The sequence below is a fragment of the Deltaproteobacteria bacterium genome, assembly GCA_012522415.1.
Lineage (GTDB): Bacteria > Desulfobacterota > Syntrophia > Syntrophales > JAAYKM01 > JAAYKM01.
Genome location: JAAYKM010000040.1, coordinates 13976 through 30082, shown reverse-complemented (window position 1 = coordinate 30082; position 16107 = coordinate 13976). Strand labels below are relative to the sequence as shown.

The window sequence follows — 16107 nt, the reverse complement described above, 5'->3', positions numbered from 1 at the left end:
TTGCAGCAGTTGCGGCCAGAGGCGGCGATCGAAGAGTACGGGGTTTCCCCTTTTGCCTCCATGGGTCGGCCAGGTAAGAAGGGGCAGGTTACGGCGATGATGATCCATCAGCCTTGCATAAACCTCCGCGCCAATAAACGGCTGATCACCCAGGGCGAAAAGAACCCCCTGGCTGCATGGATCAACGGCGGCCAGACCCGCCTTCAACGATGTGGAAATGCCCTCACGGCTTCGCCTGTTGACGACAACCCGATAACCGGGCGGGATGAGTTCTTTCAATCCCTCATTCTCTTCACTGAACACCACGACGACGTCTTTCATTCCCGTCCGACCGATCGGCGTAAGCGCGTTTTCCAGAAGCGTTTTGCCCTGAATCCGAAGAGACAGCTTGGGCCGGCCCATCCGAACCGATCCTCCCGCCGCCAGCACCACAACGGAAAACTCGAATCCCTGCTTCCCCTTGCCCCCCTGATAAACGAACCGGACGGGATGGTCATTTTGAAGAGAGGCAAACAGGATACGCCCATCCGTACCCGAAAGGGCCGCCGCCACCTCTTGGATCATACCGGTGCCGCTCAGGCGGTCCACCTTGTTTATCAGCGGGACAACGGGGGTATCCGGCGAACTCGCCTGTCCAAGGCCGATCATGTGCATCATGCACCCGGCGAAGTGCGAAACCGCGAGGGGCCCGTCCGGCGGTGCTCCCGTCAGCCGGCGGAACGCGTCGCATCGATGGACATGGTCCGACGTGACCGGCTGACCGATGGCCTCGATACCCAAGACGGGTATCAACAGATCGGAACGGGTCGGAAAAACGGGTTCATAGGAAGCATAGCCCTTGATCGGCTTCCGGGCCGCTCCGTCCGCTTCAACAATGACATAATCGGCCACGTGATTCTCCAGGAGCGCTTCCGGCCAAGCCGGGTCGATCCCGTCAATCTTGTTCTCCCGCAGTAACTTCGTACCGAGAATCACCCGGCCGTCCATCCCGATATGCGTCGTCAACCGCCCCGCAACCTCCGGGAAATCCTCACCGATGACGACCGGCACGTCTTCGGGTCGGAAAATTTTGGTCGTCGTGGTCTGGATGGCCGTTTTCTTCCGCGCCGTGAGTTCGCGAGCCAGAACGTCCATGAGGATTGTCTTGCCACCTGCGCCGTAGATAGTCACAACCCCCCGCTCCGGCAGGGGCAGACAGGACACGAGGCTCAGGGAATGATTAGAGGCGGCCATGGAACCTAGCCCTTACCAAAGGCACAGACGGGATAAACGCATTCCTTGCAATTCCGGCACAGACCGCCATGGCCGAAACGAACAACGTCCTGAGCGGTGATTTTTTCACCCGCGAGCACCCGGGGGAGGAGCAGATCAAGAATCGTCGTATCCGCGTACATGGCGCATCCGGGAACACCAATGATGGGGATGTCTCCCTTGTAGGCCATGAGGAACATGGAACCGGGCATGACCGGGGCCCCGTAGCGAATGATTTTCGCGCCGGTCATCCGGATACCGGCGGGGGTCATGTCGTCGGGATCGACGGACATGCCCCCCGTCACGAGAACCAGTTCGCAACCCCTTTCAAGTTGATCCAGAATCGCCCCTGCGATTCTCTCCCGGTCGTCACCGACATAGGTGATCTCCGGGGCTTCAAGACCGAAGGCCGCCGCCTTCTCCCCCAGGACGGGCCCGAACCCGTCATCGATCCGGCCTTCACTGACTTCCCGCCCCGTAATCACACCGCCTACCTTCATTTTCCGGTAGGGCTTCACGGTGATCAGTGGGTAAACCTGCTTGGCCAGGCCCTCGACCCGGGTCACATATTTTTCCTCGATAACCAGGGGAACGACCTTCGCTCCCGCCACCCGTTCTCCTTTGCGGACCGGTGTCAGGTCATGCAGGGTCACAACGGCTATCTGGGGGATGCGGTTGATTTTAAGGAGGGTCTTCGCGTCAACCCTCAGCAGGCCGTCCGACGCCGCGATCAGCTCGTATTTCCCTTCCATGGGGCCTTTGAGGGCCAGCCCCGGGCCCGCGACGGCTTCGGCAAGGCGCAGGCCCGCGTCTTCCTCGTGGAGTTCCCCCGGATCGAGATCCATCAACTGGATGTGATGCTTCCCCATACTGAGCAGAACCGGTACATCCTCTTCCCGGATGACGTGTCCTTTTTTGAATCGGGGACCTTTGTGGACCCCCCGGATGATCTGGGTCATATCATGGCAGAGCACTTTCCCCACGGCTTTTTCTGTTTCCAGGTATCGGCTTTTCATCGCTGGCCTCCTTCTCAGATGAGATCGCTGCATATCCCCGTGTTCCCACGGGCTGGGTTCCCTTTCGAGGATCGCGCTTCTTCAAACCCAAAATCGACGGTCCCGCAACAAGTCAAAAATCAACGCCTTTCATCATCCCGAACCCGCTCCGGACTCCAGCAAAATGAAGCACTTCCCGGTACAGGTGGTCACCGGCATGATGACCTGAGTGACTTCTTACAAGCCCATCAAAATTAGAATGACAAAGACGCTTATTTCTCAACCGGTTATGAATACAACACGATTTCAAAACCTGTCAAGGCAAAGATCGCACGGCTTCCCGCTTTTTCCGGACCGCTCCGCCCACCCTCATCATGCTCCGCCGCCGGCCCACTGGCGGGGCTTTTTCAATTGAAACTTCCCGTGTACTTTTATATATTGGAATTCCTTCGTCTGGGACATCACGAATGCGCGGATTCCCCTTCTCGTTTCCACCGTTCGCAATACGGTACGGCACCCCGGAGATGCGCCTATGGAAAAGATTCTATTCGTAGATGATGAACAAAACGTTCTCGACGCCCTCGATCGGCAGCTTCGCAGGAAATACAACCTCCGCACGGCCATAAGCGGTGAAGCGGGTCTGGAAATGATCGCCCGGGAAGGACCCTTCGCCGTGGTCGTATCGGATATGCGCATGCCCCTCATGGACGGGATCATGTTTCTCAAAGAGGTCCGCAGGCTGGCGCCTCAAACGGTTCGGCTGATGTTGACGGGAAACGCCGAACGCCAGACCGCCATCGATGCCATCAACCAGGGGGCTATTTTCCGTTTTTTAACGAAACCCTCTCCGGTCGAAGAAATCGTTCCGGCCCTGAATGCGGCATTGGAACAGTACCGTCTGATCACGGCGGAGAAGGAGTTGCTTGAAAAGACGCTCAAGGGAAGCATCAAAATTCTCGTCGACATTTTGTCTCTGGCTAATCCCGTCGCATTCAGCCAGGCCATGCGCATCCGGAAATACGTCGCCTCGATTGCGCGCCGCTTGTCGCTTCCGTCCCCCTGGCAGTACGAGGTGGCGGCGCTGCTGGCGTCCCTCGGATTTGTCAACATCCCGCCGGAAATCATCGAAAAACATCTGTCCGGAACGGCCCTGACCGATCAAGAGAAAGAGATGATCGCCTCCGTTCCCCAAACATCCGGCATGCTCCTGGCCAATATCCCGCGTCTCGCCACTGTGGCGGCCATGATCACACAGCAAAACAATTCATGCAAAAGCCCCCTGGTTTTTGACGGCACCGAAAACACCGAAATCATCCGCACCGGCGCAAACCTGCTCAGGGTATTGACTGATTTTGACACCCTGCTGCACCGTTACGACCCGGCAGAGGCCATCCGGATCATGGCCGGGCGCCCTGATCACTATGACCCGTCCCTTCTGGACCTGCTGACGACTCTCGATCTGCCCCGCCGAAACCGAATCGTGCGCCGGGTCAAGATCAGCGAGCTGCGCAACGGCATGATCATCGACGAGGACGTCTACAACGCCAAGAGAATCATGGTGGTTCCCAGGGGCTATGAAGTCAACGATATGACCTGCGAAAGGCTGAAAAACTTTCTTTCGTCTCAATTGGAATCGGGAACGGTCCGTATCTTGCAACAAGAATATTCGGAAGAAAACTGATCCCGCCACGCAAACCCGGAGGGAAAACAGTTGTTCCTCCCCGTCCGCCACCGCCGAGCAGGGTCCGTGAACACGCGTTTCACCCGCCCGGGCAAGAGGGGGGGGACGGTCCGGCCATATGAAACCGGACCCGGTCCGGAATAATATTCGGGAGTCGCAAATGAAGACGGATAACCCCCACCCGGATTTGGAGACAATCCGCGGTCACGCACTTTTTTCAAATAACGAAAACATCTTGAACATAATCGATTCTCTGTCCGATGCCTTCTTCGCCATCGACCTTAACGGAACCGTTGTGGTCTGGAACCATGCGGCGGAAAAACTGACCGGTGTGTCGCAAAAGGATATTCTGGGCAAGGGTGACTACGCCTATGCCGTTCCTTTTTACGGGGCAAGACGGCCCATACTCGTGGACCTCGTGCATTGCCCCGATGACGAGATCAAAGAAAAATATGCTTCAATCAAAAAAGGAGGGCCCTTTCTCTTTGCTGAAGAATACGCGACAGCCCTGTCCGCGAAAAACGCGCCCTGTTTCTCCGCCGTAGCCGGACCTCTGTTCGACGTGAAGGGGGAAACCTCCGGCGCCTTCGAGTGCCTCCACAACATCGCGGAATACAAACAGGTGAAGGGGAATGATCGGGACTGCGAAAGAAAATGCGGGAGCCTTCTCGACATCACAAGAGAGGGCGTCTTTCAGTGTACGCCCCAGGGCCGTTTAATCAGTGTCAATGCCGCCCTGAGTCGCATGTACGGCTACGAGTCCGCCGCGGAAATGGTCGCGGGGGTGGACAGCATCACGGGACAACTCCTGGCGGACCCCCGGGATTGGCAGATCCTGCGCCCCCTCATTGAACGAAACGCCGTCATCAAAGGGCACGAAATCCGCACTCTGAGAAAAGACGGCTCAACCATCTGGGTCTCGCTGAACGCCCAGGCGATCCGGGATGGCCAGGGAGGGATTTGCTGTATCGAGGGCACGCTGGAAGACATCAGCCAGCGCAGGGAGAACGAATTAATTACGCAGCGATACAGGCTTCTCTCGGAAAATACGCGTGAAATCATCCTGTTCGTGGGGGAAGACGGAAGAATTCTCGATGTAAACCGGGCCGCCCTCGCCGCCTACGGCCACGACCGGGATGCCCTGTTGTCGATGACGATCTTCGATCTTCGGGCGCCTCATTTACGCAAGACCCTGCAAAAGGATCTGAAGATTGCCTTCAGCAAGGGGATGCAGATTGAAACGGAACATGTTCGAAAAGACGGCGCCCTGTTTCCGGTTGAGGTGAGTGCCCACCCCGCCGATATCGACGGGGACCAATTCATTCTCAGTATCGTGCGCGACATCTCTGCGCGGAAAACCAGAGAGACCCTGAATCTTCACATCCAGAAACTGGAATCGGTGGGGCAACTGGCAGCGGGCATCGCCCACGAGATCAATCCGCCCATTCAGTTCATCAGCGACAACACCCGGTTTGTCCGGGAGGCTTTTCAGGACATCGTATCCCTGATTTCCCTCTGCACAAACGCGGCGGAAGAGGAAGCCGATCCCATGAACCTGCAGGACAGGGGGAAACAACTCCGGGCCAAAGCCGATGAAATCGACCTGCCCTATCTTCTGAAGGAAGTGCCCATGGCGATTGAACAGTCTCTGGAGGGCCTTGAACGGGTCATCCGCATCGTGAAGTCCTTGCGCGAGTTCTCCCACCCGGGCCAAACGGAAAAAATCGAGTATGACTTGAACAAGGCCGTCGAATCAACGGTCACACTCTCCAGGAATGAATGGAAATACACGACCGACCTGACGACGTCCCTGGACCCGGCTCTACCCCTGGTCACGTGTTATCCCGCCGATATCAACCAGGTCATTCTCAACCTGATCATCAACGCGGCCCAGGCGATACGGGAAAACACGGCGGGAGAAAGCCCCCGCATGGGGCGAATCATGATCTCGACCAAGCAGGAAGGCAATGAAGCGGTCCTTTCCGTGTCCGACACGGGCACGGGCATTCCCCCAGAGGCACAGCCGCACATTTTCAACCCGTTTTTCACCACCAAGGAGGTGGGCAAGGGCACCGGGCAGGGCTTGACCATTGCTCACAACATCATTGTGAAAAAACACGGCGGAAAAATTTCTTTTGTCACAACGCCCGGCGAGGGAACCACTTTCGAGGTTCGCCTCCCTCTCGGCAAACAGGGCCCGCCCGAGGATAATCCCGCTTTTCCCGCTCGTTCCGGCCTCACCGCGGGCGCCTAAACCGCTTGGAGGAATTCTATGATGAAGAAACGCGTTCTCTTCGTCGATGACGAACCCATGGTTCTTCATGGACTGCAGCGTATGCTTTACGCCTGCCGTCATGAATGGGAAATGGTCTTTGTGGAAAGCGGTGTCCAGGCCCTGGAAGCCATGGCCCTGTCTCCCTTCGACGTGATCGTGGCGGATATGCGTATGCCGGGCATGAACGGCGCGGAACTGATCAATGAGGTCAAGAAGCGTTATCCGCAGACCGTGCGTCTTATTCTTTCCGGTTACTCCGACGACGCCCTGGTCATGCAATGCATGGACACGGTACACCAGTTTATTGCGAAACCCTGTAATCCGGTGATTCTGAAAAATCCCCTTCAAAGGGTTTCCGATGTTTCCGGAAAGCTTACCGATCCGGAACTCAAGAAGCTCGTGGCCAACCTCAACCGGCTTCCGAGCCTGCCGGCCCTCTACACGGAAATCATGCGGAAGCTGGAAGAAAACCATGTGACGATCCGCGATATTGCCGCCATTGTCTCCCGGGACATAGGCATGACGGCAAAAATCCTCCAACTGGTTAATTCCGCCTTTTTCGGCCTTCGGCAACGCATCACCAATCTGGATAACGCCATTTCCTTTCTCGGACTGGACCTGATCAGGAACCTCTGTCTGACCATCAACATTTTCGACCAGTATCGGAATATCGATATTCCGGGTGGCTTCGCCGTCACGGAACTCTGGAATCACAGCCTGGAAACGGCCTGCCTGGCTCAGAAAATCTGCCGCATACAGAACGCCGGGAAGGTGATGGAAGACGACGCCTTCAGCGCGGGGTTGCTTCATGACGCGGGACGGCTGATCCTGGCCTCCAATTTCCCCGAACAGTACCGTCGCACCATTCTTTTGGCGGGGGAGCGGCATTGTGATCTTTTTACCGCCGAAAAAGAAGTATTTCACCATTCCCACTGTGATTTCGGCGGTTATCTTTTGGAATTGTGGGGTCTGCCGATGCCCGTGGTGGAAGCGGTTTTGCTGCACCATGAGCCGGGCAGGAACTCGGCAAGTCACTTTTCCCCCCTGTCAGCCGTTCATGTGGCCAATGTCCTGGTTCAGGACGAAACAAAACCGGCCGGAGGAATCAGATCGAGTGTTCTCGATATGGATTACCTGAAGTCCTTGAATATGGAAAATCGTGTCGAAGTATGGCGTGACGTTTATGAAAAAAGCAAGACGGAACAACATAATACCTGACGCCGAGGATGCCGGGGGTGATGCTGAAAAAAAGGGGAGCCTTCGGGCGATCGGTGAGAGGGTGACGCAGGTCTTCCTGGCCATGCCGCTCCGTTTATTCCTGTTCCTCATCCTTCTTTTCGCCGTTGTTCCCCTCATTGTCGTCATCCTGAAGATCGGCATCGACCACCGGGACACCTTGACCCTGTCCCAGGGCCTGTCGGTTCTCCTCGCCGCCTTCCTCTTCCCTGTTTTCGCCTGGGTTTCAGCAAACCTTGTCCTGGTAAAAAGACTCCATAAAATCTTTACCGCTTTTCACAAGCTCGAAAAGGGCGAGCTTCGGGCCCGATCGGGCATGGGGTATTCCGACTACGACATCGGATACCTGGCCAAGGCGTTCGACACCATGGCGGAGGCCATCGAGGCACGGGACGGCAAGCTTAAGCAGGCCATAAATTCGCTCCGGGAACTGGAGCACCAGTGGACCAATATCCTGGATTGTCTTCCCGACCCCGCTTTTGCGATCGACGGGGAAGGCAAAGTGATCCTCTGGAACCGGGCCATGGAGGATTTAACGGGCATCAGGGCATCGGAAATACTGGGCAAGGGAAACCGCGAGTATGCCGTCCCCTTCTACGGACGGCGAATGAACATGCTTATCGACTGTCTCTCCCTGTCGCCTGCGGAACTGGCCCACCGGCACAAATCCATCAAACGCGTGGGGAACACCCTGTACGGAACAGGCCCCATAAAGTCTCATTTGCCCGGGCAAACCATCCATACCTGGGGCACGGCTTCACCGCTGTTCGACGCCGACGGTCAAAAGGCGGGAGCCGTCGAAATCATTCGGGATATTACGGACCACCGGAAAGCCCTCATCGCCTTGCGGGATGGCGCCGCCAAGTATCGCGCCCTTTTCGAAGCGGCCAGCGACGCCGTGACCCTGATGAACGACGTCGCCTATACCGACTGCAACCGGAAAGCCATGGACCTGTTCGGCTGTACGAGGGAGGAATTCATCGGCCGCCGCCCCATTGATTTCTCCCCGCCTAAACAGGCGGACGGCCGGGATTCGGCTTCCGCCGCGGCGGAAAAAATCAGCGGCGCCCTGTCCGGGACGCCGCAGTTTTTCGAGTGGTTCCACCGCCGCAAGGACGGAACGGTCTTCACGGCGGAAATCAGTCTCGTGTGCATCGAGACGACAACGGATGGTTTTATTATACAGTCCATCATGCGCGACGTCACGGAACGCAAGAGAGCGGAAGCCCTGGAGTTGCACTCCCGGAAACTGGAGTCCGTGGGGCAATTGGGCGCCGGGATCGCCCACGAAATCAACACCCCCGTCCAGTTCATCGGCGACAATATTCATTTCATTCAGAACGCCGTGAATGATATCTTCACGCTGGTATCCCTTTATAAAAGGGCGGTTGAAGATGGAGGCGAGACGGGGAGCCTGTCGGCGGGGCGGGAACAGCTCCGGGAAAGGGCTCGCGAAATCGATCTGCCCTATCTCGAGCAGGAGATTCCCCGGGCTATCGAACAGTCTCTGGACGGCCTCGAACGGATCGACCGCATCGTGAAGTCCCTTCGGGAGTTCTCACAACCCGGTGAGAAAGAAGAAACCGAGTTCGACCTGAACCACGCCGTCGAATCGTCGATCACGCTCTCGAGGAATGTGTGGAAGTATACGGCCGAACTGACGACGGCGCTCGATCCCGACCTGCCTCCGGTCAAATGCTATCCCGCCGATATCAACCAGGTCATTCTCAACCTCATCGTCAACGCCGCTCATGCCGTTCAGGAAAAAATCTCCGCCGGGGAAGGCGGCATGGGCCGCATCGTTATTTCCACAAAACGGGATAAGGATACCGTGGTTCTCTCCGTGTCGGATACGGGAACGGGCATTCCGCCGGATCTGAGGTCCCGCATCTTCGATCCCTTCTTTACCACCAAGGAGGTGGGCCGGGGAACGGGACAGGGTTTGGCCATCGCCCACAGCATCGTTGAAAAGAAACACGGAGGGAAGATTTCTTTCGAAACTGCATCGGGAGAGGGAACCACCTTCCGCATTCGCTTGCCCCTGAAAGAAGAACCGGCATGAACGAGACCCCCAGGAATAAGATCCTTTTTGTGGATGACGAGATTCCCTTTCTTGACAGCATCAGGAGGGTTCTGAAAAACAAAAGCGACATATGGGATATCGATTGCGTGGAGCGCGGCGTCGACGCCCTTCTGGCGACAGCCCGCACGGATTACGACGTCATCGTCACCGATATCACCATGCCGGGCATGAGCGGATTTGAGCTCCTGTCACGCCTGAGAGAAGCGGACCGAACCCGCGACACCCCCGTAATCGTTTTAACGGGAAACGCGGAACACAATCTGAAACGCGAGGCCCTCGACCTGGGCGCAACGGATCTGCTGACAAAACCGGTGCATCCCGCCGACTTGATCTCAAGGCTGGGAAGCGCCCTGCGTATCAAGGAATGCCAGGACCATATCAAGGAACACAATCGCACCCTCGAGTTGAAGGTACAGGAACGCACGGCGGAACTCGAGGCATCACGGCTGGAAATCATCTGGCGCCTGGCCAAAGCCGCTGAATTCAGAGATGAGGAAACGGGGAATCATGTCATCCGCGTGGGCTGTTACTGCCGCATCCTGTCTGAAAAGATGAACATGCCTCGGGACTTCACAGAGACCCTGTTTCTGGCAAGCCCGCTCCATGACATCGGTAAAATCGGAATCCCGGACAGCATCCTTCTTAAACCGCAGGACCTGACGCCGGAAGAGAGGCGGGTCATGGAAAAGCACTGCGAATACGGCGCGGAAATTCTCCTGGGGCGGCCGCACGGCCTGATGATCTATTCCGGCCGGCAAGACCCCGATCGCATGACGGCCGGGCTGTCGGATCACAACCCGGTCATCGAAATGGCCGCCCGGATCGCACTCCATCATCATGAAAGATGGGATGGAACCGGTTATCCCCACCGCATCAAAAACACGGGAATCCCCATATCGGCCCGGATTGTTTCCCTTGCGGACGTCTATGACGCCCTGTCCTCAAAACGGCCCTATAAAGACGCCCTGGAGCCGGACCAGGCCTTCCGGATAATCTGTGAAGGCAGCGGCACACAATTCGACCCCGAGATATGCCGGACGTTTGAGGAAAATATTGATGAAATCCGGTCCGTACAGGAAGAATTGTCAGGATGACGGGTAAGGGGAAAAGGGCCCGCAGGGGATACGACCCTTGACCGGTCCCCTTAACCGGAAACGGGAGAACCCGCCCCGTTCCGAACACGAAACAAAGAGGCCTCCACCGCCTGAAGCATGGTTTCCGGTATGTCCCCCTTCCCCATCTCGGTGATGCCCATGGAGACATCGGGATGGGGCTTCCGCCGACCATCGGGCAGAACGGGCACCGCGTCCATTATTTCCCGATGGAGCCGGTCGGCAATCCCGGCCGCCGTCTCAAGATCCTTTTCGGGGAGAAGAACGAGGAAATCGTCTTCGTTGTACCGGACAACGACTTCCGCCGGACGCAGGTTCGCACTGATGGTATGGGCCATGGAGTAGAACACGCGATTGCCGTAGCTCACGCCATGTTTTTCGTTGAATGGCCGAAAGTGATCGACCCCGATCAGGATAAGCGACAGGGGACTTCCATCCATTCGAGATTTCAGAACCTGACGCCCCAGCGTTTGTTCCATCCAGTAGCGGTTTCGCAAGCCCGTCAGGGCGTCGATGCTTCCGCGATGATGGAAGGGAGGTTCCGCGCGCCTGTCTCCAAGGGGGGTGCCGGCTGCGTGGCGCAACCTCCGGGTCATGCCCAACAGGAGGTTACAGGCGGCGGCATGGGATGCATGAACCAGCGACCACAGGATGTCTTCCTCGATGCACAACAAACGGGTTGGTTCATTGGCGACGACAAAAACCGTTGCCGGCTCCTGATCGATCACCAGCATTTCCCCGACATTTTCACCGGGTCCGGGAATGGCATCGGGAATGCCCTCGAGGGCTCCCCCATGAATTCGCAACGATCCGGCAAGAATACAGTATACGGTCTGGTTTGTCTGGCCCGGCCGGATCAGAATCTCATCCCTCCCGGCAACCCGAATGGTGCAGGCGTCCAGAAGGCCCCGAACCGCTTCCAGGTCCACATGTTTGAAAAGGTCGATTTCCCCGTACCCCTTTTCCTCCAGGTAGGTCGATTCGCTGTCCATCGCTTTTCCCCCAACATCGGTGACCTTCTCCCGAAGGCTGATTGAAAAAAGGAAACCCCGTTGGACTTGGCCTGTTCAGCCGTTACGCCCTGATATTCCCAATAAAAGGCAGAAGGCTGCCGAATGCAATGGCAGGTGTCGCCGAAATCACACTTGAAAGGCTTGATATTGAAAGGAATAGACGTCAGCTGCCGTGGCTATGTTCGATCGTTGAATGGAACTGGATGGCCGGCCACTGCCCCATCGTGTCCTGGAGACGCCACTCGTTGGGCGCAAGGTAGGCCAGGTTCCCCCCCGCGTCGTAGGCCAGGTAGGCGCGGGCGGCTTTCTCAAACTCCCTGAGGATGGGCCCGTTATCACAGTGAATCCAGCGAACGGTCGTATAATCGATGGCTTCGCATAGGCAGTCGACATTGTACTCATCCCGCAGGCGCGACATAATCACATCGAATTGCAGGACACCGACCGCCCCGAGGATGAAATCGCTCTGCCCCAGGGGCTTGAAAAGCTGAACCGCCCCTTCTTCGGCAAGCTGGGTCAGGCCCTTTTCCAGCTGTTTCGACCGGAGGGGGTCGCGGAGCCGTACACGGCGGAAATGCTCGGGGGCAAAATTCGGAATCCCTGTGAAACGAAGGTTTTCTTTTTTCGTGAAGGTATCGCCGATCTTGATCGTTCCGTAGTTGTGAATGCCGATGATATCACCGGGGAAGGCTTCCTCAACATGGCTCCGTTCCTGGGCCATGAACATGGTCGCCTGATTGATTTGAATCTCCTTTCCCAAACGATGATGCCGCACCCGGATACCCGGGAAAAAGCGGCCGGAGCAGATCCGGAAGAAGGCGATCCGGTCCCGGTGGGCCGGGTCCATGTTGGCCTGAATCTTGAAAACGAACCCCGAGAAATCCTCCTCCGCAGGGTCCACCAGGCGGGTTGTCGCCCGGCGGGGCGATGGCGCGGGGGACAGTTCGACAAAGGTATTCAGAAGTTCCCGAACACCGAAATTGTTGACGGCGCTTCCGAAAAAAACCGGCGTCTGGTTTCCCTTCAGGTACTCCTCCCGGCTGAAGGGATTTGCCGCCTCCCGCAGGAGTTCCACATCGTCCCGCAACTCGCCCGCCTGCCCCCCCAGCAGTTCATCGAGCTGCGGATCCCGGAGATTGTGGATGACGACCCCCTCCTGAATCCGGCCGTGATGGGTCTGAGAGAAGAGGTGCAGTTCCTTTCGGTAGAGATCGTACGCCCCCCTGAAAAGTTTTCCCATGCCGATGGGCCAGGTCATGGGCACGCATTCGATCTGGAGGGACTCCTCGATATCCGACAGAATGCTCAGAGGTTCCAGACCATCCCGGTCGAGCTTGTTGATGAAGGTGATGATGGGGGTGTTGCGCATACGGCAGACCTCCATCAGCTTTTTCGTTCTTGACTCGACGCCCTTACCGCTGTCGATGACCATGAGCGCTCCGTCCACGGCGGTCAGCACCCGGTACGTATCCTCCGAAAAATCCTCGTGGCCCGGCGTGTCCAGGAGGTTGATCTCGTAGTCTCCGTAGCGGAAGTTCATGACGGACGTGCTGACCGAAATGCCCCGGTCCCGCTCCATGGCCATCCAGTCGCTCGTCGCGTGGCGGACGGCCTTCCGGGCCTTGACGGCCCCGGCCATCTGGATCGCCCCGCCGTACAGGAGGAGCTTTTCCGTCAGGGTTGTCTTCCCCGCATCGGGATGGCTGATGATGGCGAACGTCCGTCGTCGGGCGATCTCTTTTTCGTTATTCATATTGTCCACTTTCAGGACCGCTTTCGTCAGCGATCAGATTGCCTGTTCATCTCTCACAAGAGCATGGCCCCTGCCATGCCGGCCCCCGGAGATTGTGTCCAGGCATCGTCCGAGGCGGAAGGCGAAGGGCTTTTGTCCCAACATCGCGTGATTGTCAGCTTCTTCATCGCCTGGAATAATGGCATCAGATGTAGATGTAGGGGATTGTTTCAGGGATAAGGGGGAGAGCCTCCCTCCCGGAAATCACGTGCACCATAAAGAGGCCCTGAGGCGGCCCTCCCCCGGATATCCGTCCCAAAAGGCGCCCATAACCAATCCGTTCCAAGGGGCGTGGCTTATACCGAACGGATCGTGAATTGTCAAGACATCATGGATATGCATTCACGAGGCATCCGAAAACCGGGATCGCCTTAAAAGAAAAACAGCACCGCTTCAATGGGTTAGGAAGAAACATTGTCGTCGGCGGTCCTGATCTGCACCGTCCTCGCAGTCCGTTCCGAAATCTCTTCCCTGTTGAGAATATCACCATTGATGGTCTTCCCGTTTTTCATGACCATGCCTTTCAAATTATCGAAACCCTGGCCCCCATAGACGCCCGGTAATGCGACCTTCAGCATCGCCTGCTCGAATTCAGGATCCTGGAGCATGGCTGTCACCATCAGTTCCAGCATCTTGTAAGCACGCTGCTCCAGCAAATCCGGCCGGCCATCCTGAGCATCCATCATCTTGACCATGTACTCCCGCGAGTACGTATATTTATTCTCCCTGGTCAGGTCGACGGCGAAGCGCACTTCCCCGTCGGTCAGGGAATGGAGAACCAAAGCAAGATCCGCATCATGGTTCGTCCCCGTTCCCACAACTTCGATACCGGCGCAGGCAAACACTTTCTGCAACCCACACCACAGATAAGAGGCAAGGGGTTGCGGATCCGGGCTTGCGTGATGATGGAACCGATACCCGACCGTCTTGTCTTCGCTGTAATAGAAGAGATCTGTCGTGTCCCCCGACCGGTCGGAAACAGGCAACAGCAGCACCTTTTTATTATGGTACCGGGCATACGGGGAGGGATCGATATTACAGGCAAGGCGATCCAGGTCAAGCTCGACCATTCTGACCGCATGTGGCATCGAACAGCCCCACAAAAGCATGAAAACGAACAGCACATGGACAGCGAAGACGGTTATTCCGTATACGGATCGATTCATTGTCCGAACCCTCCATTAAATTTTTTTCAAGACACCAACCCCCTGTTTTCCCGTGCGACGGGATTATGACCCTAACCCTGGGTATTGTCCATGTCAATGATTTTCTATGTGAATGTTATTACAAAAACCATGAGATCCCGTGAGCCATCGACGCAGGGGAAGTCCTTTCGAGAGAGCGGCGGAGATGACGACCGGGGCCGTCTTCCACCGGCATGTCATCGACCGAAAACATCCCGGCAGGGGGGGAAACGGCAGGTGACGGACATCCACAGGGGGATCGGGGTGAAAACGGCATGGCGCACGCCCCCTTTATTCTCGTACCGTAAATGTGTGACGAGCCGTAACCCTGTACACGCCGGGACTGTAATGGTAAAAGGCCCGCACCTCGTACCTGCCCGGGGAATGGACGCGAAAAGTCATAACGCCCCGCCCCCGTTTCGGGATGTACTGATAATCCCCTGCCTCCGTACTGCGGGAGCCCGCCGGAACAATGCATATCCAGTCCCTTGAATATCCGGGGGCGTCGTAATACCTCACCCGAATCACTTCCCCCCTGCGATAGACGTCCCCGTCCGTCTCGATCAGAACCCTTTTCGCGACAGGGGGTTTTTCCTCCGCCAATTCCCGGGTCATCGTTTCCTTCCCCCCCTTATCGCCCGTATTCTCCGATGACATCGTCTTCGGCGGGATGCCTGAAGAGAAGAGTTTTATCATGACGGCAAGGACGATGATCAGTATGAGAATCAGTGACGGCCAGATCATTTTTCTTACGGCCCCACCCCCGGCCGCGGCCGCGACCCCTTCGTAGCGTTTCCCGCAACGGGAACAAAAGACGGCCTGGGGTTCCATGGTTCGTCCGCAGGAGGCGCATTTTTTCACGGGAGGCCTTTTTTCGAGACGGCCTCCGCAACGGGCGCAAAACGTGGCCTCCGGCCCCATCGTTTCCCCGCAGTTGGAGCATTTCACCAAATCGTCATTTTCCATCGCTTTCAAACCCTTTCAAGTTGCCCTTTCATGCGGCTGTGACGCCAGTCCCTTTGAGGGTTCATCGCCGGATGCAACCCATTGTTGAGGAGGGAGAAGTCCAGGACGGCGACGAAGATCGACCCGTACCGATGGCCGGCCCCTGCCCGACAGACAAGGCCCCCCACGTGACCACCCGCGGCGGCGCGTGATTCATCATGGCGACGCTTCCCGGTTCCTCACCTCCGTTGTACGGTCATCATAATATCCGTCCACTGGTCCCGCAACAAAAAAAGAACATCCGGAGCCGTTCTCCCGAAGATTCGTCCAAAAGGAAGGGCAGAAGACAGGACGGGCGCGGGGAATCCCGGAATCTGCAGAAACCCCCCTTCGGTTCGGCGAACCCGGCCCTGCGCCGGCAAAAGAACGGGCGCCTCCTCATCGTTGAAGAGGTTCACCCCCGCCACACCGTCCGGGGATCTTCTCCTTGCAAGGCCGGAACGCATCTGTTATATGGGAGCCGTTCCGGCAGGTACGCCG

The 16107-nt window shown here is 57.1% G+C and carries 11 protein-coding genes; 5 read left to right on the top strand and 6 right to left on the bottom strand.

What is annotated here, in order from left to right:
- The coding region (gene yqeC / locus GX147_03575) for a putative selenium-dependent hydroxylase accessory protein YqeC (protein NLN59784.1) at nucleotides 1-1233 on the bottom strand (1233 nt) is incomplete at its 3' end.
- A 5-nt stretch (nucleotides 1234-1238) separates the two neighbouring features.
- Nucleotides 1239-2267: a molybdopterin-binding protein gene (locus GX147_03570; GenBank protein ID NLN59783.1), complete on the bottom strand. Its 1029-nt coding sequence runs from the start codon at nucleotides 2265-2267 to the stop codon at nucleotides 1239-1241.
- Between the two features lie 511 nt (nucleotides 2268-2778).
- On the opposite strand from GX147_03570, the gene GX147_03565 reads away from it, so the two are divergent.
- The 5 genes from GX147_03565 to GX147_03545 all read left to right on the top strand — a co-directional run bounded on the left by GX147_03565 (nucleotide 2779) and on the right by GX147_03545 (nucleotide 10615).
- A complete protein-coding gene (locus tag GX147_03565; GenBank protein ID NLN59782.1) occupies nucleotides 2779-3927 on the top strand; it encodes a response regulator in 1149 nt (382 codons plus the stop codon).
- A gap of 160 nt (nucleotides 3928-4087) precedes the next feature.
- Nucleotides 4088-6181: a PAS domain S-box protein gene (locus GX147_03560; protein NLN59781.1), complete on the top strand. Its 2094-nt coding sequence runs from the start codon at nucleotides 4088-4090 to the stop codon at nucleotides 6179-6181.
- 18 nt (nucleotides 6182-6199) lie between these two features.
- Nucleotides 6200-7420 carry a response regulator gene (locus GX147_03555; GenBank protein ID NLN59780.1) on the top strand — a complete coding sequence of 407 codons (1221 nt, stop codon included), beginning with the start codon at nucleotides 6200-6202 and terminating at the stop codon, nucleotides 7418-7420.
- Nucleotides 7386-9500: a PAS domain S-box protein gene (locus GX147_03550; protein ID NLN59779.1), complete on the top strand. Its 2115-nt coding sequence runs from the start codon at nucleotides 7386-7388 to the stop codon at nucleotides 9498-9500. Before GX147_03555 ends, GX147_03550 begins: the two co-directional genes overlap by 35 nt.
- The gene (locus GX147_03545; GenBank protein ID NLN59778.1) at nucleotides 9497-10615 is read left to right on the top strand and encodes a response regulator; all 1119 of its coding nucleotides are present in this window, start codon (nucleotides 9497-9499) and stop codon (nucleotides 10613-10615) included. The genes GX147_03550 and GX147_03545 overlap by 4 nt, the downstream gene beginning before the upstream one ends.
- Before the next feature lie 50 nt (nucleotides 10616-10665).
- On the opposite strand, the gene GX147_03540 is transcribed toward GX147_03545, so the two are convergent.
- The 4 genes from GX147_03540 to GX147_03525 form a co-directional block, all read right to left on the bottom strand.
- Nucleotides 10666-11625 (bottom strand): diguanylate cyclase, encoded by a 960-nt coding sequence (locus GX147_03540; GenBank protein ID NLN59777.1) that lies wholly within the window; start codon nucleotides 11623-11625, stop codon nucleotides 10666-10668.
- Between the two features lie 184 nt (nucleotides 11626-11809).
- A complete protein-coding gene (locus tag GX147_03535; protein ID NLN59776.1) occupies nucleotides 11810-13399 on the bottom strand; it encodes a peptide chain release factor 3 in 1590 nt (529 codons plus the stop codon).
- A gap of 440 nt (nucleotides 13400-13839) precedes the next feature.
- Nucleotides 13840-14604, bottom strand: coding sequence for a hypothetical protein (locus GX147_03530; GenBank protein NLN59775.1), 765 nt, complete (start codon nucleotides 14602-14604; stop codon nucleotides 13840-13842).
- A gap of 309 nt (nucleotides 14605-14913) precedes the next feature.
- Nucleotides 14914-15588 (bottom strand): zinc ribbon domain-containing protein, encoded by a 675-nt coding sequence (locus tag GX147_03525; protein ID NLN59774.1) that lies wholly within the window; start codon nucleotides 15586-15588, stop codon nucleotides 14914-14916.
- Nucleotides 15589-16107 lie beyond the last annotated feature (519 nt).